14 protein-coding genes, 4 pseudogenes, 1 riboswitch and 1 other annotated feature are annotated in these 18,244 nt (G+C 35.1%); of the genes and pseudogenes, 13 read left to right on the top strand and 5 right to left on the bottom strand.

The features are described from left to right. Positions 1-933, top strand: coding sequence for a response regulator (locus ACLBWW_RS06325; RefSeq protein ID WP_048543316.1), 933 nt, complete (start codon positions 1-3; stop codon positions 931-933). 118 nt (positions 934-1,051) lie between these two features. Beyond that, positions 1,052-4,246, top strand: coding sequence for a DEAD/DEAH box helicase (locus tag ACLBWW_RS06320; protein WP_048543315.1), 3,195 nt, complete (start codon positions 1,052-1,054; stop codon positions 4,244-4,246). 95 nt (positions 4,247-4,341) lie between these two features. Here the strand turns inward: ACLBWW_RS06320 and ACLBWW_RS06315 are convergent, their stop codons facing one another. After that, the gene (locus ACLBWW_RS06315; protein WP_000047588.1) at positions 4,342-4,476 is read right to left on the bottom strand and encodes a DUF3934 domain-containing protein; all 135 of its coding nucleotides are present in this window, start codon (positions 4,474-4,476) and stop codon (positions 4,342-4,344) included. Between the two features lie 405 nt (positions 4,477-4,881). Continuing rightward, positions 4,882-5,140, top strand: a binding site (T-box leader). 70 nt (positions 5,141-5,210) lie between these two features. Here ACLBWW_RS06315 and asnA point away from each other — a divergent pair. Both asnA and ACLBWW_RS06305 read left to right on the top strand, forming a co-directional pair. Further along, positions 5,211-6,194 carry an aspartate--ammonia ligase gene (gene asnA / locus ACLBWW_RS06310; protein ID WP_048543314.1) on the top strand — a complete coding sequence of 328 codons (984 nt, stop codon included), beginning with the start codon at positions 5,211-5,213 and terminating at the stop codon, positions 6,192-6,194. Positions 6,195-6,330: 136 nt separating this feature from the next. Further along, positions 6,331-6,768 (top strand): helix-turn-helix domain-containing protein, encoded by a 438-nt coding sequence (locus ACLBWW_RS06305; RefSeq protein WP_048543313.1) that lies wholly within the window; start codon positions 6,331-6,333, stop codon positions 6,766-6,768. A 193-nt stretch (positions 6,769-6,961) separates the two neighbouring features. Here the strand turns inward: ACLBWW_RS06305 and ACLBWW_RS06300 are convergent, their stop codons facing one another. After that, positions 6,962-7,417, bottom strand: a complete 456-nt coding sequence (locus ACLBWW_RS06300; RefSeq protein ID WP_048543312.1) for a VOC family protein — start codon at positions 7,415-7,417, stop codon at positions 6,962-6,964. A gap of 344 nt (positions 7,418-7,761) precedes the next feature. Continuing rightward, complete coding sequence (locus tag ACLBWW_RS06295; protein WP_048543311.1) at positions 7,762-8,991, bottom strand: aspartate kinase; 1,230 nt, start codon at positions 8,989-8,991, stop codon at positions 7,762-7,764. A gap of 199 nt (positions 8,992-9,190) precedes the next feature. Beyond that, positions 9,191-9,377, bottom strand: a riboswitch (Lysine riboswitch). Positions 9,378-9,568: 191 nt separating this feature from the next. On the opposite strand from ACLBWW_RS06295, the pseudogene ACLBWW_RS06290 reads away from it, so the two are divergent. Both ACLBWW_RS06290 and ACLBWW_RS06285 read left to right on the top strand, forming a co-directional pair. Continuing rightward, positions 9,569-10,015, top strand: a pseudogene (locus ACLBWW_RS06290) (hypothetical protein); the annotation flags it as partial. Further along, positions 10,002-10,253, top strand: a pseudogene (locus ACLBWW_RS06285) (YndJ family protein); the annotation flags it as partial. The pseudogenes ACLBWW_RS06290 and ACLBWW_RS06285, both read left to right, overlap by 14 nt. 29 nt (positions 10,254-10,282) lie before the next feature. On the opposite strand, the gene ACLBWW_RS06280 reads toward ACLBWW_RS06285, so the two are convergent. Next, positions 10,283-10,768, bottom strand: coding sequence for an 8-oxo-dGTP diphosphatase (locus tag ACLBWW_RS06280; RefSeq protein ID WP_001136059.1), 486 nt, complete (start codon positions 10,766-10,768; stop codon positions 10,283-10,285). 137 nt (positions 10,769-10,905) lie between these two features. Between ACLBWW_RS06280 and ACLBWW_RS06275 the strand changes: the two genes are divergently transcribed. Together ACLBWW_RS06275 and ACLBWW_RS06270 are read left to right on the top strand one after the other, a co-directional pair. Then, on the top strand, positions 10,906-12,168 hold the full coding sequence (locus ACLBWW_RS06275) for an MFS transporter (RefSeq protein ID WP_048543309.1): 1,263 nt from the start codon (positions 10,906-10,908) through the stop codon (positions 12,166-12,168). 28 nt (positions 12,169-12,196) lie between these two features. Continuing rightward, positions 12,197-12,474, top strand: a pseudogene (locus tag ACLBWW_RS06270) (hypothetical protein). 19 nt (positions 12,475-12,493) lie between these two features. Here the strand turns inward: ACLBWW_RS06270 and ACLBWW_RS06265 are convergent. Beyond that, complete coding sequence (locus tag ACLBWW_RS06265; RefSeq protein ID WP_048543308.1) at positions 12,494-12,958, bottom strand: hypothetical protein; 465 nt, start codon at positions 12,956-12,958, stop codon at positions 12,494-12,496. A 110-nt stretch (positions 12,959-13,068) separates the two neighbouring features. On the opposite strand from ACLBWW_RS06265, the pseudogene ACLBWW_RS06260 reads away from it, so the two are divergent. The 5 genes and pseudogenes from ACLBWW_RS06260 to ACLBWW_RS06240 form a co-directional block, all read left to right on the top strand. Then, positions 13,069-13,362, top strand: a pseudogene (locus tag ACLBWW_RS06260) (carbon starvation CstA family protein); the annotation flags it as partial. 89 nt (positions 13,363-13,451) lie between these two features. Beyond that, positions 13,452-14,264 (top strand): polyphosphate kinase 2 family protein, encoded by an 813-nt coding sequence (locus ACLBWW_RS06255; RefSeq protein WP_447613944.1) that lies wholly within the window; start codon positions 13,452-13,454, stop codon positions 14,262-14,264. Between the two features lie 175 nt (positions 14,265-14,439). Further along, on the top strand, positions 14,440-14,979 hold the full coding sequence (locus ACLBWW_RS06250; protein WP_098131891.1) for a PadR family transcriptional regulator: 540 nt from the start codon (positions 14,440-14,442) through the stop codon (positions 14,977-14,979). A 36-nt stretch (positions 14,980-15,015) separates the two neighbouring features. Further along, positions 15,016-16,764, top strand: a complete 1,749-nt coding sequence (locus ACLBWW_RS06245) for an MFS transporter (protein WP_098131890.1) — start codon at positions 15,016-15,018, stop codon at positions 16,762-16,764. A 206-nt stretch (positions 16,765-16,970) separates the two neighbouring features. After that, the gene (locus tag ACLBWW_RS06240; RefSeq protein WP_447613943.1) at positions 16,971-18,239 is read left to right on the top strand and encodes an MFS transporter; all 1,269 of its coding nucleotides are present in this window, start codon (positions 16,971-16,973) and stop codon (positions 18,237-18,239) included. The last annotated feature ends 5 nt before the right edge of the window (positions 18,240-18,244 follow it).

Raw genomic sequence — 18,244 nt, 5'->3', positions numbered from 1 at the left:
TTGTTTTATTATATTGTAGATGATGATGAAGTTTTCCGTTCAATGCTTTCGCAAATTATTGAGGATGGCGATCTTGGGGAAGTAATTGGAGAATCGGAAGATGGAGCGTTTATTGAAGCAGAACAGCTAAATTATAAAAAAGTAGATATTTTATTTATTGATTTACTAATGCCGATGAGAGACGGCATTGAAACAGTTCGTCATATAGCGTCTTCATTTACTGGGAAAATTATTATGATTTCCCAAGTTGAATCGAAACAGCTCATTGGTGAGGCGTATACACTTGGTGTGGAATATTATATTACAAAACCACTAAACAAAATAGAAGTAGTATCTGTTGTACGAAAAGTGATGGAGCGTATTCGTTTGGAACGTTCTATACATGACATTCAAAAATCATTAAATAATGTGTTTCAGTGGGAAAAGCCGCCAATGCGTAGTGAAACAGTACAAGAAGGAAAAAAGATATCAGATTCAGGACGCTTCTTACTAGCAGAACTCGGTATTGCGGGAGAGAACGGAAGTAAAGATTTACTTAGTATGCTGGAATATTTATACGGACAAGAAAAGGCGCAAACATTTGAATTTGGCTTTCCTGCGTTAAAAGATATTTTTCACTATATTACGATAAAGAAATTAGGGGATGAAGCTTTACATACGGATATTGATAAAGAGAAAAAAGCATCTGAACAAAGAGTGCGCAGAGCAATTTATCAATCATTGAATCATTTAGCCTCCCTCGGACTAACAGACTTTTCAAATCCGAAATTTGAAAGCTATGCTCCGAAGTTTTTTGATTTCACTGTAGTTAGAAAACGGATGACAGAAATGACAAAGGATGAAGTAGCAACTTCTGGCCATATACGAATTAATACGAAAAAATTTATTCAAGTGTTATATTTTGAGGCGAAACGGTTGATGGAGATAGAGTGAAGAAGGTGCTTATAAATAAGCATCTTTTTTTGTTCAATCAATATTTTATATTTTCTCGTAGAGCATGTAAAATGTTAAGTAAGAGAAAATGGTTTTACATTAAGGAAGTGTCAAAACAATGAGTTTTACATTAAATAAATCGATTATAAAAGAAGTATGCGGAGAGACCTCATATAAAAGAGGCGAAGCTTATTATAAAGCAAATAAAGTAATCGTGAATCATTATGATGAAACGAAAGAAATTTGTGAAGCGACGGTAAAAGGGAATGAGGATTTTCATGTTACAGTAGAAAAAGCTAAAAAAGGTGATGTAGTTGCGAGATGTAGTTGTCCTTCATTAGCGTCTTTTCAAACGTATTGTCAACATGTTGCAGCCGTACTAATACAAATAAATTATAACCAGCAAACGGGCGGCATGTCCGAAAATATGAGTGGAAATGATCAATTAACGAGCGGAATGTTTCAGTTGTTTGCAGAAAAACCACTGAGGCCAAAAAGTAAACAACACCGTTTTGATACACGTGAAATATTAGATATTGCGTTTATATGTTCACCAGTAGCGACGAAAAGTGGTGGGGCCCTTCTTGGAATTCAGTTAAAACTTGCGAAAACATATTTTATAAATCATATTAGAGAATTTCTTTCTAAAGTAGAGAAGAGAGAGACTTTTCATTGTTCTAATGAATTTACATACACACCAGATGTACATAGCTTCAGGCAGGAAACAGATGCGGTTATTCAGCAGCTTATTAAAATGTATCATAATGAAAAAATGTATGAAGATGCGTTAGAAGTACATTCGAAACAAGATGAAAGTATGATATTCATACCGCCAGCTTCGTGGAAAGATATGCTCTCTTCACTTTCTAAAGTTGCGTATGTACAGCTGAAACAAAATAAACAACAGTTTCAGGGCTTACAAATTTCAAACGGTTTATTGCCATTACATTTTGAGTTTACGAAAGGAAATAATGGTGGATTCACACTTCATATAGACGGCCTAAATCGTGTTCAAGTGATGGAAATGTATAACAACGCTCTTTACGATGGGAAATTATATCATTTACCTATGGAAGATTGTATGCGACTTATTGAATTGCAAAAGATGATGAGTCGCTCAAATAGCAATCAGTTTTATATTCCTGAAAGTAAGATGGAACATTTTGTAGCGAAAGTTGTGCCAGGATTAATGAAACTGGGAACGGTACGAATTGATGAAGTAATATCAGATCGTGTTGAAACGCCGTCGCTAAAAGCAAAACTGTATTTAGATCGAGTGAAAAATCGTTTGTTAGCAGGTCTTGAATTTCATTATGGAAACGTCATGATCAATCCGTTAGAAGAAGACGGACAGCCGTCTGTTTTTAATCGTGATGAGAAAAAGGAAAAAGAGATTTTAGACATTATGAGTGAAAGTGCCTTCGCGAAAACAGAAGGTGGTTACTTTATGCATAATGAAGAGGCTGAGTATAACTTTTTATATCACGTCGTTCCGTCGTTAAAAGGTTTAGTTGATATTTATGCGACGACAGCAATTAAATTACGTATTCATAAAGGGGATACAGCACCACTTATTAGAGTGAGAAGAAAAGAAAGAATTGATTGGTTATCATTTCGTTTTGATATAAAAGGAATACCGGAAGCAGAAATTAAAGGTGTATTAGTGGCGCTTGAAGAGAAACGCAAATATTACCGATTAGCGAATGGTTCTTTATTATCACTAGAGAGCAAAGAATTTAATGAAATTAATCAGTTTGTAAAAGAATCGGGTATTCGGAAAGAGTTTTTACACGGAGAAGAAGTGAACGTTCCGCTTATCCGGAGTGTAAAATGGATGAACGGACTTCACGAAGGTAATGTTTTAAGTTTAGATGAGTCTGTTCAAGATTTAGTAGAAAGCATTCAAAATCCGAAAAAATTAAAGTTTACAGTGCCGCAAACTTTAAATGCTGTAATGAGAGAGTATCAAGTATACGGATTTGAGTGGATGAAAACACTCGCCTATTACCGTTTTGGCGGTATTTTAGCAGATGATATGGGACTTGGAAAAACGCTGCAAAGTATTGCTTACATAGATTCTGTGTTGCCTGAAATTCGAGAAAAGAAACTACCTATATTGGTCGTTTCACCGTCCTCTCTCGTTTACAATTGGTTTAGTGAATTGAAAAAATTCGCCCCGCATATTAGAGCTGTTATTGCAGATGGAAATCAAACAGAGCGGCGAAAAATATTAAAAGACATAGTGGAATTTGATGTCGTAATTACGTCATATCCATTACTGAGAAGAGATATAAGATCGTATACGAGGCCGTTTCATACACTGTTTCTTGATGAAGCACAGGCGTTTAAAAATCCTACAACCCAAACTGCAAAAGCAGTGAAAACAATTCAAGCTGAATACCGTTTCGGGCTAACGGGAACGCCTGTAGAAAATTCATTAGAAGAGCTATGGTCTATCTTCCATGTCGTATTTCCGGAATTATTACCAGGAAGAAAAGAATTCGGTGATTTAAGGCGCGAAGATATAGCGAAACGCGTAAAACCTTTCGTATTAAGACGATTAAAAGAAGACGTATTACAGGAGCTTCCAGATAAAATAGAGCACTTACAGTCATCGGAGTTATTACCAGATCAAAAGAGACTTTATGCCGCTTATTTAGCGAAATTAAGGGAAGAAACGTTAAAACATTTAGATAAAGATACGTTACGTAAAAATAAAATTAGAATTTTAGCTGGCTTAACGAGATTGCGACAAATTTGTAATCATCCGGCTTTATTCGTTGATGATTATAAGGGTAGTTCAGCTAAATTTGAACAACTACTAGAGATACTAGAGGAATGCAGAAGTACTGGTAAGAGAATTTTAATCTTTTCTCAATTTACGAAGATGCTGTCTATTATTGGTCGTGAGTTAAATCGTCAAGCGATTCCATACTTTTATTTAGACGGGAGTACACCATCACAAGAACGTGTAGAGCTATGTAATCGGTTTAACGAGGGGGAAGGGGATCTATTTCTCATTTCTTTAAAAGCTGGTGGTACGGGTCTTAACTTAACGGGTGCCGATACAGTTATATTATACGATTTATGGTGGAATCCAGCTGTTGAACAACAAGCAGCTGATAGAGCATATCGAATGGGACAAAAAAATACAGTACAAGTTATAAAATTAGTAGCCCACGGAACAATTGAGGAAAAAATGCATGAACTGCAAGAGAGTAAGAAAAATTTAATCGCTGAAGTGATTGAGCCGGGAGAAGAGAAATTATCATCAATCACGGAGGAAGAAATACGAGATATTTTAATGATTTAATATAAAAAGCTATGCTTTCACATGTATGAGAGCATAGCTTTTTTAGTGTAATAATTATAATTTGTTTTGAACAAAGTAAAGAGATAATACAGAATTTATTTTTTAGTCCCTTTACTTTTATATGGCTTGGCAGCTGCCTTTTTCTTTGCACTTGATTGCCAACGATTCCATCCTTTACTTCCTGTACCTTGCCCTACACCTTTTTTCGGTTTTGCTTTCGTTTTACTCATATGATCACTCCGTTATATAAAAATCTTATTTGATAATAGTCAATGATTTAGAACATACTCTTTATAAATGACTATGATTGCTTTAAGTAAAAATAAACTGCTTGAATGCTATAGTATAACACGAATTTGCAAGTAAACTGAAAGGAATTACAAAGAAAATGAAAATAATACGAAATACTGCGGATTCTATATTTCGAACGATTACATTACTTGTTGTGTATATGTTAGTTTCGGTTAGTGAAACGTTTTTTGGATTGACAAGACAAAAGAAGTGAAGACGTTATATTGAAAACAATCAATAAAGCCGTAAAATAAAGAATTGAAAAATATTTTTAAATTTTTGTTGACTTTCTTTATTTTTTGTATAGAATAATCATTAATAAAATGTTTCAGAGATGTGACAACAAAACGACTATGAAAGGACGAGTAGTAGTAGGATGTAGTCTAAGCGAGTCAGGGGTGGTGTGAGCCTGATACGAAGCCTATTATGAAGAACCTCCTGGAGTTGCTAACCGAAATCCTTTACAGGAAAGTAGACTTAGCCGGGAACTTCGCCGTTACAAGAAGAACAGTATCGAGATATTTCATCTCCGTATTGTATAAGTGAGCAACCTCTGTTGCTAATTTGGGTGGTACCGCGGAACCAAAGTCTTTCGTCCCAGTTTTTTGGGAAAGAAGGGCTTTTTTTGTTGGCTTCTTTTCACAACATCCAAACATTTTAGGAGGAAACCACCATGTATCAATCATTAATGACAGTAAGAGAGACTCAAATCGCAATTAAGGAAGTTAAAACATTTTTCGAGGATCAATTAGCAAAACGCCTTGAACTATTCCGCGTATCTGCACCATTATTCGTAACGAAAAAATCAGGATTAAACGATCACCTAAACGGTGTAGAACGTCCAATCGAATTTGATATGTTACATTCAGGAGAAGAATTAGAAATTGTTCATTCACTAGCGAAGTGGAAAAGGTTCGCATTACATGAATATGGATATGAAGCTGGTGAAGGTTTATATACAAACATGAACGCGATTCGTCGTGATGAAGAACTTGATGCAACACATTCCATTTACGTTGACCAATGGGATTGGGAAAAAATCGTTCAAAAAGAATGGCGTACTGTAGATTACTTGCAAGAAACAGTACGAACAATTTATGGAATATTCAAAGATTTAGAAGACCACTTATTTGAAAAGTATCCGTTCCTTGGAAAGTATTTACCAGAAGAAGTTGTTTTCATCACTTCCCAAGAACTCGAAGATAAATATCCAGAATTAACACCGAAAGATCGTGAACACGCAATTGCAAAAGAACACGGTGCAGTCTTTATTATCGGAATTGGTGATGCACTTCGTTCAGGTGAAAAGCATGATGGACGCGCAGCTGATTATGATGATTGGAAATTAAACGGTGACATTTTATTCTGGCACCCAGTATTACAATCTTCATTCGAATTATCATCAATGGGAATTCGTGTTGATAGTAAATCACTTGATGAGCAGTTAACGAAAACAGGTGAAGACTTCAAACGTGAGTACGATTTCCATAAAGGTATTTTAGAAGACGTACTACCGTTAACAATTGGCGGTGGTATTGGACAATCAAGAATGTGCATGTACTTCTTACGTAAAGCACATATTGGTGAAGTTCAATCTTCTGTATGGCCTGACGATTTACGTGCAGCTTGCAAGAAAGAAAACATTCATCTGTTTTAATAGAAGAGAGAGGATAGCTCAAAGAGTTATTCTCTCTTTTTTATAGTGTAAACGAGTGGTTTACAGTGGGTTTTACTAATGGTTTCTTTCTTTTTTTGATCCTTTTATGTAATAATTTGTTAAAGGAGGGGACGTTATGAGCTTAGGAGAACAACTTAAAAGATTACGAGAGTCACAAGGATTTTCACAGGAAGATGTTGCTAAGAAAATTGGTGTGACAAGGCAAGCTGTGTATAAGTGGGAACATGATAAAAGCTGTCCGGATATTGATAATTTAATTTTGCTTAGCGAAATGTATAATGTCACGTTAGATGAATTAATAAAAGGAAACCAAAGCTTTAAAGAGAAAATACATATTGATGAAGATGAAGATTTTGAGAAAGAGAATGAATTTGGTTTCTACATTGGATTTGGTTTGCTAATTGTGAGTGCTTTTGTTGATTATGAAGGAATGCAAGAGATATTATTAGGGATAGCACTATTCATGATGGTTTTTTACTCTGATGTAAAGAAAGTTATGTTGAATGAGTTCAGATCGTTTTTCAAAAGAAAAGATATATATGATAAGAATTGAGAAGAGTCAGTTATATTTCCTAGGAAAGAGTATAACGAGTAAATGAATTGTTTTATAATAATTTTAGGATGTTGATAGTATGTTAAAAAAACAAACAAGCATAACCCCGTTCTAAAGTTAGGACGGGGTTGAAAATCTAAGCTTTATTAAGAAAGAATATCTTTCAAATATTTTTAATTCAGTAAAACATTCCTTATTTGTTACCGAGTTCTTCCGCTAAACCGATTAAAATTCCTTCGGTTCCACGAATGTAGCAGAGTCGATACGAGTCCTCGTACTGAACTACTTCACCAACGAGCTGAGCACCATGCTTCTTAGTAAGTCTGGATACCAATTCATCAATGTCTTCAACGGTGAACATGACGCGCAAATAACCGAGGGCATTTACAGGAGCTGTCCGGTGATCTGCTATAGTAGGTGGGGTGAGAAAGCGTGAAAGTTCAATTCGGCTATGGCCATCTGGCGTAACCATCATAGCAATCTCCACGCACTGAGAACCGAGTCCGGTTACGCGCCCAGCCCATTCACCTTCGACAGTAGCTCGCCCTTCGAGTTTTAATCCAATCTCTTCGAAGAAAGAGATTGCGTTATCAAGAGATTCTACAACGATGCTGACATTGTCCATTCGTAATAATCTGTTGTTTGTCATAGTCTTTATCTCCTTATATGTATAAATTTATTATTTAATTATCCTCATAATTATACTAAAATCTCTTCTAAACAAAAAACACCTTGTTACAGTGTAGGAAAATGTGACAAGGTGTTTTCGGGCATAGTGTATAAAATCTTGTTAACGAATAACACTTCGTAAACCCTTTACTATTGAAATATGCGAGAACTTTATTTCGTGAATGCTATCATTTCAAGAATTTGATACTGTAATTGCTATTCGATAGAATAACTTCGACTTTCCCACAAAACAGTCCTACCCTGTTTCTATTGATATAGGAAGGAAATAGATTCATATATTTTTTAAAGTTTTACCGGTGGAAATTAACTCATCTGCACTAAAGGCTCAATTTTCGCCATAAATGATTGATGCAGTGCCTCGACACCTGTTACTAAATGAAGGCGGTCAATAACGACAGACACTTTAATTTCTGATGTACTTACCATTTTAATATGAATATCTTCTTCTTTTAAAGTAGTGAACATATTTGCAGCAACACCAGGATTAGAGACCATACCCGATCCTACAATGGATACTTTTGCTAAATGATTTTCATATTCTACAGATTCATAGTGAAGTGTTTCTTGATTCTGTTCCAATACCTCTAATGTTTCTTCTAAATCATTAGAATGGATTGAGAAGGAGAGGTGAACAGTTCCTTCATTTGTAATACTTTGAATGATGATATCTACATTAATATGTGCCGCTGCTAATGTAGAGAAAACTGTTGAAAGTGCACCTTGTTCCAATCCTTTCATTGTGACGCGTGTAATATTATCTTCAAATGCAATACCTTTAACGATTGATTGTTGTTCCATGTTATATTCTCCTTTTACAATTGTTCCGTTTTCTTGTTCCATACTTGAGCGAACTTCTAACATGACATTATGATTTTTAGCAAACTCAACAGCACGCGGGTGTAATACACCAGCACCGAGGTTTGCTAGTTCTAGCATTTCGTCATAAGAAATTTCATCTAATTTATAAGCATCTTTTACAACTCGTGGGTCCGTTGTATATACACCGGTCACATCCGTGTAAATATCACATTTTTTTGCTTTCAGTGCAGCGGCTAATGCAACAGCAGTTGTATCAGAACCACCGCGGCCAAGCGTTGTAATTTCATGGTTTTCACTCATTCCTTGGAAGCCAGCTACAATAACAATCGTGCCTTCAGTAAGATAAGACTGAATTCGATCTGTATGAATTTCAGTAATCCGTGCACTATTATGTACAGATTCTGTCGTAATACCAGCTTGCCATCCAGTTAATGAAATCGCGTTATAACCTTTTGCTTGTAGTGCCATCGTTAATAATGAAATAGTCACTTGCTCTCCTGTTGATAGAAGCATATCCATTTCGCGTTTACTCGGATTTTCTGAAATCGCGTTAGCAAGTGCTACGAGTTCATCTGTGCTTTTTCCCATTGCTGAAACGACAGAGACGATGCTATGTCCTCGTTCATATTCTTCAATAATTAAATTTGCTACATGTTGAATGCGCTCAACGCTTCCAACAGAAGTGCCACCAAATTTTTGTACAATCGTTTCCATTACGAATTCCTTCTTTCATCCATTTTTAAGAATAGATTAGGACATATATAAATCCCAATATTCCTGTAGTTACCAGAGAAAAACAAAAAACACCATCTCAAATAAGTGAGGATGGTGCTGTTACAGGAAAAGGGAAACAGAAAACGGAGCTAATAAAAAAACCGCCAAAAAAGGAATACCATAAAAATGATATCTCTTTTTTGTAGATAGCTCTTCATACATACACTGCTGTACATATGACAGTTCTGTTTCTATTCGAAAACAGCCCCAATCGATAAATGCAGAGAAATATATCGATTTCGGCAATACTTCCTTTCATCTAATTTCATAGACATCTCTGTGTCTCCATTAGAATAATCATAAGTATCGCAACCTCTATCTCACGTTTTAGGCGAGAGTGTTTGATTTATGAAGTTGTTGGTAACATTTGTTTTATAATAATTTAAATTTTTCGGGGAATCAAGTGTTTTGTATAAATTTTAAAAATTCTTTCTTCTCTTGGAGGAGTTTGTGAAAACTGTAGCAAAATAAATTCATAGCATGTACATTAAAATTATAGCGCATTGGAGGTGGAAGAATGAAGGGGAAAAAGCCTATTTATGTTTCGGCAGAAATGAACACAACAATGGAGAAATTATGGGAATACACGCAAGAACCACATATACATACAGAATGGGATGCTCGCTTTACTGAAATTTCATATTTAGAGAAAAAAGAAGGAGAACCGCAGAAGTTTTTATATAAAACAAAGATCGGATTTGGACTTGAAATAGCTGGGGAAGGAGAATCGATAGGTGAAATAAGAAAAGAAACGGGAGAACGGATTTCTTCTTTAAAATTTTGGACGGATAATAAATTATCACTTATTCAAATAGGGCGTGGTTATTGGAAGTATACACCGCGTAAAGAACACATTCATTTTGAGACGCAATATGATTATGATACGAGGTTTGGTCGTATAGGGAATGTAATAGATTTTTATATGTTTCGTCCGTTATTAGGCTGGGCGACTGCTTGGAGTTTTAAAATTATGTAATAAGAGTAATGATTTAATCATTACTAGTAAGCTGAGAAGAAACGGTAAAGGAGATGAGGGGATTTATTTACATACTCGTTTCTTTACAATTCGTTTACCGTTAGCAGAGACTTTTATTATAAAGGAGAACACGAATCACATATTAGAAGCTAACCATAGAATGTGGATATTTGGAGTTAAGTTTTTAGAAATTGATTATGAGATTAAGAAAATAGAAGGAAAGTAAAAAAAGCTTGGAGAGATACCAAGCCTTTTTTACGTATGCGTAATTGTCATAGCAACTTGTTTATCTAAGTCTCGGTCCCAAACACGTTGAATTTCAAACGTACCTTTTTCAAAAAATAATGGGAATCTCTCTTTAAACCAATTTTGCATAGGAAGATTTAGTGCTGTATCGATTGCTACCCATAATAATTCGCCTTCAGGAGGATTCAAAAGGAGTTCACCTTCAAATGAATCTGTCCAATAGTTAAATACCATATATCGAACATTTTCTTTCGGATTTACGTATTCATCTAATCCTTTAAAAGTTAAATTTGAAACAAGTAATCCAGTTTCTTCTTTTACTTCTCGTTTAGCAGCTTGCACAATACTTTCTGGGAAATCTACTTTTCCGCCAGGAGCGATGTAGCCAGGAAAACCTCGATGATCGGGGCGTTTTATAAGTAAAACTTCATTATTTCGTTGGATCATACACATTGTATAGATGCGGTGCTCGATGTTATGAGAATTTTGAGGCATAACAATGTATTCTCCTTTATATTTATTTTGATAATTTTACCATAACATAATGGTTTCTTATATAATTAAAAAAGAATATTAGGAATTTTTAGTGATGTATTATAAAGTCTATAATCATTTGAAAAGAGGAGAGAGAAATGCAAGGGGAAGTACAAAGAGAAAAAGCTTTGGGGTATGTTGGTAAATTATTGTTGCCAGTTAGAGTATCACGGCATTTTAAGTTTTTGTGGATTGGACAATTGCTTTCAACTTTAGGGAGTTCTATAACGATGGTAATTTTACCAGTCGTTGTGTATTCGTTAACGGGTTCAACAGTTGTTATGGGGATGACAATGGCAATGTACATGCTACCAAATATTCTTGCTTTACCGTTTGCAGGTTTAGTTGTAGATCGAATTGACCGAGTAAAATTAATGTTATTTACAGACATAATCCGCTGTATATTGATGCTATTACTTGCATCGCTTATATTGATGGATTTATTAACAATTACAATTTTATATGTACTCGTTGCCTTTTACGGACTTATGGAAGGCATATTTCAGCCAGCGTATTCAGCTGTAAGAGCAAAAGTATTTGTACCAGAAATTCGAAACGCAGCTAATGCATTAACACAAATGAGTAATCAAGGTATTCGATTAATTGGACCGGCACTTGGAGGATTAATCGTATCAGTTGCATCTGCTGGAATAGGGTTTGGATTAGATGCGGTAACGTATTTGTTATCATTTTTTTGTTTATTATTTTTAAGTGAAATAAAGTTTAAAAAAGTAAAACCCATTGAAAAGAGAAAGGTCGATTACAAACAAGAGTTTATGGAAGGTATTTTAGTGTTAAAAAGTCATCCGTGGCTATGGATTACAATTTTGGTTTTTTCTTTCGTAAACATTTGTTATGCCGGCATTATCGTCGTATTAATTCCATGGTTATTTAATGTTCATCATCATTTTGAAGCTTACGTGTATGGATTAGGAATGGCATCCTCTGGTGTTGGAGCTGTAATTGCCGCACTTATTTTTGGTGGGAAGGAGCGGTGGCGTAAGCGGGGATTACTTGCCTATGGTGGTGTTTTAATAAGTGGTTGTGCGCTTTTAATAATGCCGTTTATTACTTGGGCACCTGCTTTAATTGGATTAATGGCAATTGAAGGATTTGGTATGATGATATTTGGACTCATTTGGGAAACAAGTTTACAAGAGCTTGTGCCAGAAGAAGCATTTGGAAGAGTGGCAAGCCTTGATATGTTAGGTTCATTTGCTTTATTACCACTAGGTTATGTGGTTGTAGGCTGGTTAGCTACTGTCATAGGTGGCGAGATAACGATTATAACACTAGCTATTTTAGTACTTGTAACAATTGGAATAGCGTTATGTGTAACAAGTATTCGACGATTTGATTGATGATATAAGGGAAGGGGGAACGACTTATATGATTATTGAAAACTTGAAAGATATAGTAGTAAAGGAGTTGGCCAACAAATATATTTTGCAAGAAAAGGTCTTTGAAGCAAAAATTTCACAGTCTATATCGCCACCCATAGAGAAAATAAGCTAACATATAACCAACTAGTATTAATAAAACATCTTTGTAACGAAAAGCCTTCCGTACATATTTGGGACAAGAAAATTAGTACGGAAGCAACAGAACTAGAAATCACAGAAGAAGTGACGGAAGCGATTCAATCTGGTTTTGTAAATGAAGAATAAGCCCTAATCAAATTAGGGCTTATTCTTCATTAAACACAAATGTTTGTTTCATTTGTTCCCCCTCATTTACCGGATGACCGTTGTATGAGAAATTTTTTTCTTCCCAAGTAATGACGACTTTAAAATTATGGCTATTAAAGTCTAAAGGGAATACGATGTAGTCAAAGCTTGTTTGACTTTTTGAAACGTTGTTATGTAATGTAGTAGGGTTAAAAGTAGCTTTAGAGGTAGGAGTGTTATCAAGTATTTCCACTGATACATTTGAAACGTCATTACCGATGTTTTTTACGAGTAAGCGATATGTATCGTATACACCCTGTTTTGGCTGCACTGCTTGCTTGTTTGCGCTATGAGATTTATCAATTTCGATATACCACTGTTTAGACTTTGATTCAATTGGTAGTGAGTGAAATGTGTATGCACTAGCTTGTATTGGTAGTGCTAAACAGACTAGTGTAAAGAGAGAAAGTATTTTTCGTTTCATCTTTAAAGTACTCCCATTCTGTAACGAATTTATTTGTTATTATCTTCTTTTTTTGAGAAGGTATACCATAATTCAATTGTAAAAAATATAGTCTCTCTTTGTGAATAAGATGGATATATTTCTCTTGGGCTAACCAATTGCCTGCAGCAATTGCGTTATGGATTGGAACGATGTATTTATTTATAAAAGGAAAACTATATGTTGTTTTCTTAATTCCCGTGACACTCATGACTGTAATTTACATTTTAAATGCAAAAATTGGTTTTAACATTCCGTTAAACACATCTTATATTGTAGGTACAGTTATTACGGTTATAGTAACTGCTGTATTCTTTATGAAAGCTGTGAAAAATAAAAATGAGAATATTGAAGTAGATGTGCAATTAGAGAAGGAAGCTGTGTAGAGATTTTTCTACACAGTTTTTTCTAATGTGAAAAATTTTCCAATAATATGTTAAAATAACATTGTCATACAACAAGGGGGATTTGTTTTATGGAAAATGGATATCTTGCTAAAGTAGATTTAATGAAAAGAATAGAATCGAAATCTAAGTATAATAAGAAACTTGAAAAATACCAAAGACGTTTATTAGCGCTACAGCAAATTGTAAAAGAAGAAAAAATCGCAGTTATGCTCGTTATGGAAGGCTGGGATGCGGCTGGAAAAGGCGGAGCGATTAAGCGAGTGACGGAACATCTTGATCCGCGCGGGTTTCAAGTAAATCCAATCGGAGCACCAGCACCTCATGAAAAACGGTACCATTACTTGCAACGTTTCTGGCGGAAACTACCTCAGTATGGGCAAATTACTATTTTTGATCGCTCATGGTACGGCCGTGTGTTAGTTGAGCGTGTTGAAGGCTTTGCTACAAAGGAAGAGTGGACGAGAGCGTATGATGAGATTAATGATTTTGAAAAACTATTAACAGATGATCATTATATAATCGGGAAGTTTTTCTATCATATTAGTAAAGATGAACAATTAAAGAGGTTTAAAGATAGAGAGAACAATCCTTTAAAAAGATGGAAAATTACAGACGAAGATTGGCGTAACCGTGAAAAGTGGGACGAGTATGTTGAAGCAATGGAAGACATGTTTGAAAAAACAAATAAGCTAAATGCGAAATGGGAAATTATCGCAAGTAACGATAAATTATACGCTCGATTGAAAACGTTGAAAGTGATTATTTCATTAATTGAGGATTACCTTGTAGAACATAATATAGAATTACCTTCGTATTATTATGAGATGAAAGAGGGTAAGGCGGAAGGTTTTGAAGCTAATCAAGATGAAGTTGTAAAATAGTACAAAGTTTGTATATGAAATATAAAGTAGAGCCACCCTGTAATTTTAGATAATAAACTTACAGGGTGTTTTTATTTAGAAACATTTTACAATTAACGGAATGAGGTATATAATCAATAATCATATTAACAATGTTAATATGATTATTGATTATATACAGTATGGAGGTTTTATTTTGAAGGGAAGAGATGTTGTCTTAGGCTTGTTAATGGGAAAAGAAATGTCTGGTTATGATATTAAAATTGTGTTTGAAGACGTATTTACTCATTTCTTTGATGGGAGTTTTGGAATGATTTACCCAACGTTACGACAGTTGGAAAAAGAGGGGAAAATAAAGAAAGAGGTTATTATGCAAGAAGGAAAACCGAATAAGAAAATGTACTTTATTACAGATGAAGGGCGTGAAGAGTTTTATCAGTACATGCAAACAGATGTAGAGAAAGATGTTTTACGTTCAGATTTTTTAATGAGGATGTATTTCGGTAATTATAGCGATGACAAGGCAATAAAAAAATGGATTGCGGACGAAATTGAAAGGAAAGAAGCATATATTGCGGATCTTCGTTTGAAATATGAAAGGTGGAGAGAAGGTATTACTTTTGTTGAAGAAATTTCACTAGATGTAGGTATCGCATCGTATAGTGCTCAAGTAGAGACGTTGAAAAGAAAACTAGAGCAACTAGAAGTAAAAAAACACAATAAAACGGAAGAATGAAAAACACGTTCATAATAAATAAAGGGGTAGATGAACATGGAGCAATCAAAGGGTATTAAGATTGTCTTTTTAATGTGCTTAGGTATATTTCTTTGTATGATTGATACGACAATTATGAATATAGCTTTACCAGCCATACAAACGAGTGTAAATACTTCATTAGAAAAGATGTCTTGGATATTAAATGTTTATACGATGACGATTGCAGTACTAGCCATTCCACTAGGACGGATAGCTGATATTTTTGGGAAAGCAAAGATGTATATTCTTGGTTTGATAATTTTTGGTGGTGGATCAGTGCTTTGTGCTTTTGCTAATACGGGCGATTTTCTTATCTTTTCTCGTTTTATACAAAGTATTGGTGCGGCAATTTTATTTCCGACAAGTATGGTAATCGGCGTATCAGCAATGCCATTAGCAAAGAGGCATGTTGCACTTGCAATTTTAGGGGTAACACAAGGACTATCAGCTGCAATGGGACCAGTAATAGGTGGAATTATTACACAAAATTTCGGTTGGAGATGGGTGTTCTTCGTAAATGTTCCAATTTGTATTCTTGGAATCATTTTATGCTGCGTTATGCTGCAAATAAAAAATGAAGAACGTATTATCTCAAAAATAGATTGGGTAGGACTACTATTAAGTAGCACAGCAATTTTTTCTTTTACTCTCATATTAGTAAAAGGCAATACATGGGGATGGCAAAGTAATATTGCTTTTTCTTGTTATGCAATTAGCACTATTTCTCTTGTTCTATTTGTTTTAGTAGAACGAAAGATTCATAATCCAATGGTGAATTTAAAGTTATTTCAAGATCGAATGTTTGTCGGAGCGTCTATCGTTATCATATTAAGTAATTTATTTTTAATTGGAGTTACTGTATTGCTTCCGACGTTCTTGACGAAAATACAAGGCCGAACGGAAATTGAAGCAGCTTTTTTAGTGACACCTATTTCAGCAATGATATTTTTTGTCTCACCAGTTGCAGCAACTTTAATTAAAAAACTCGGAAAGGTAACTATTATTTTGTCAGGCTTTCTTGTTATGGGCTTATCTTATTATTGGTTGCAAATGATTGATGTTAATTCAACAAATATAGAAATTATTATTCCATGTATGATATTAGGTGTTGGGTATGGTTTAGTAGTAGGTCCAATTACAGTTTTAAGTGCTTCTTCGTTTGAAGGGGAATTATTAACCGCTTCTCAAAGTGTTGTCTCGATGTTGCGGCAAGTAGGAATTGTATTAGCAGTTGCAATATTTGTATCTAACTTAACGCACAATTTAGCTGTAAATAAAGAGAATGTATATCGTTATGCAGAAGAAAAAGTGCATAATATTCATGTGGATAGCTCACAGCAAGCTGAAATACTACAAGTAACAAAAGAAAAAATAGAGAACCAAAGTATAGAACCAAGTGTAGAAAAGCATCAACATAAAACATTTGTAGGGTTAAATAAAGAGAAAAAAGATGCATTAATTCACCAAAAAGTGGATGAAGTATTAAGAGAAATTCCAGTAGAATATAGAGATGTAAAAAGAGAAGAAGTTATGAATCAAGTGACAAATGAAGTTGAAAAACAAGAGGAAAGTATAAAGAAAGAAGTACGTGCATTTTCGAATGATGTGAATCATTATGCTAAGAATCAGATGGCTATGAGTTTTACAGATTTATATAAAGCAAGTGTGCCAATTATTTTAATTTGTGCTTTAGTAAGTTTGTTATTTTCGGAAAGAAAGGCTTTGAGTAAAAAGAGAAGGGAAAGAGTAGTAGAGGAAGTGTAAAGATAACAGGCTATTAGCAGCCTGTTTTTTATTGTTTTCTCCTTGCATATTGTGAATAATAGTATTTTTAATATAGCATGGGAGAAGTCGAGTTTGGTTAGAAAGTTTTTTAGAATGGAAGAGATAAATGGAAAACAGCATTGAATATGTAACGTTAAACATAGTACATTAACAAGAGGATTTTATTTCAAAGGGAGGATGAGGAATTGTTAGATGAGGCGGGGGCTTTAAAAAGTAATCACATATATACAGAAGAAGACCAACAAAAATTATACAAACGAACATTAATAATCGTCAGCATCTCACAAATGTTCGGCGGAGCAGGGTTAGCTGCTGGAATTACAGTAGGTGCACTTCTTGCGCAGCAAATGCTTGGGACAGATGCATATGCAGGATTGCCAGCAGCTATGTTTACAATGGGATCTGCGGTAGCGGCTTTCTTTGTTGGGAAGTTATCACAAAAACATGGTCGCCGCATAGGGCTTGCAGGAGGTTTTATAGTAGGTGGACTAGGGGCTATTGGAGTTGTGGTGGCAGCTTTAACAAATAGTATTATTCTTTTACTAGTTTCTTTACTTATATATGGCGCGGGCACAGCTACGAATTTACAAGCGCGTTATGCTGGAACGGATTTAGCGAATAAGAAGCAAAGAGCAACTGCTATTAGTATTACGATGGTAATGACGACTTTTGGTGCAGTCGCAGGTCCAAATTTAGTAGGAGTAATGGGCAGGTTTGCTCATTCAATTGGAATTCCTGAACTTGCAGGTCCGTTCATATTATCGGCAGCAGCGTTTATACTAGCTGGTCTTGTTCTATTTGTTATGCTTCGTCCAGATCCGTTACTTATTGCTAATATGATAGAAACATATAAACAAGAGTATACATATAAAGGGCAAGCAGTAACAGAAGAAGCTACAGAAAACAAACGAGGTATTACTGTTGGAGCCATCGTAATGATACTTACACAAATCGTGATGGTTGCGATTATGACGATGACGCCAGTCCATATGGGACATCACGGTCATGGATTAAGTGCAGTAGGGCTTGTGATTGGTTTTCATGTAGGTGCAATGTATCTTCCCTCTCTCGTTACAGGAATGCTAATTGATAAAATTGGCAGAACTACGATGAGTATAGCTGGTGGAGTAATTTTACTAGCAGCAGGTGTCATAGCTGCGATAGCGCCGAGTGATTCTTTAATACTATTAATTGTTGCTTTATCTTTACTAGGATTAGGATGGAACCTCGGTTTAATAAGTGGTACTGCTCAAATTGTTGATGCAACTATACCTTCCACACGTGCAAAAACACAAGGGAAAATAGATGTGTTTATTGCGCTAGCTGGAGCTTCAGGTGGAGCGATGTCAGGTATGGTAGTGGCGAATTCAAGTTATGCGGCATTGTCATTAGCTGGAGGAGTGTTAGCTTTCATGCTTATTCCTGTTGTGATATGGGCTCGGACAGGTAAATAAAATTA

It is taken from the genome of Bacillus sp. M5A3_1b (assembly GCF_053345335.1).
This window is presented reverse-complemented; position numbering and strand designations above follow the sequence as displayed.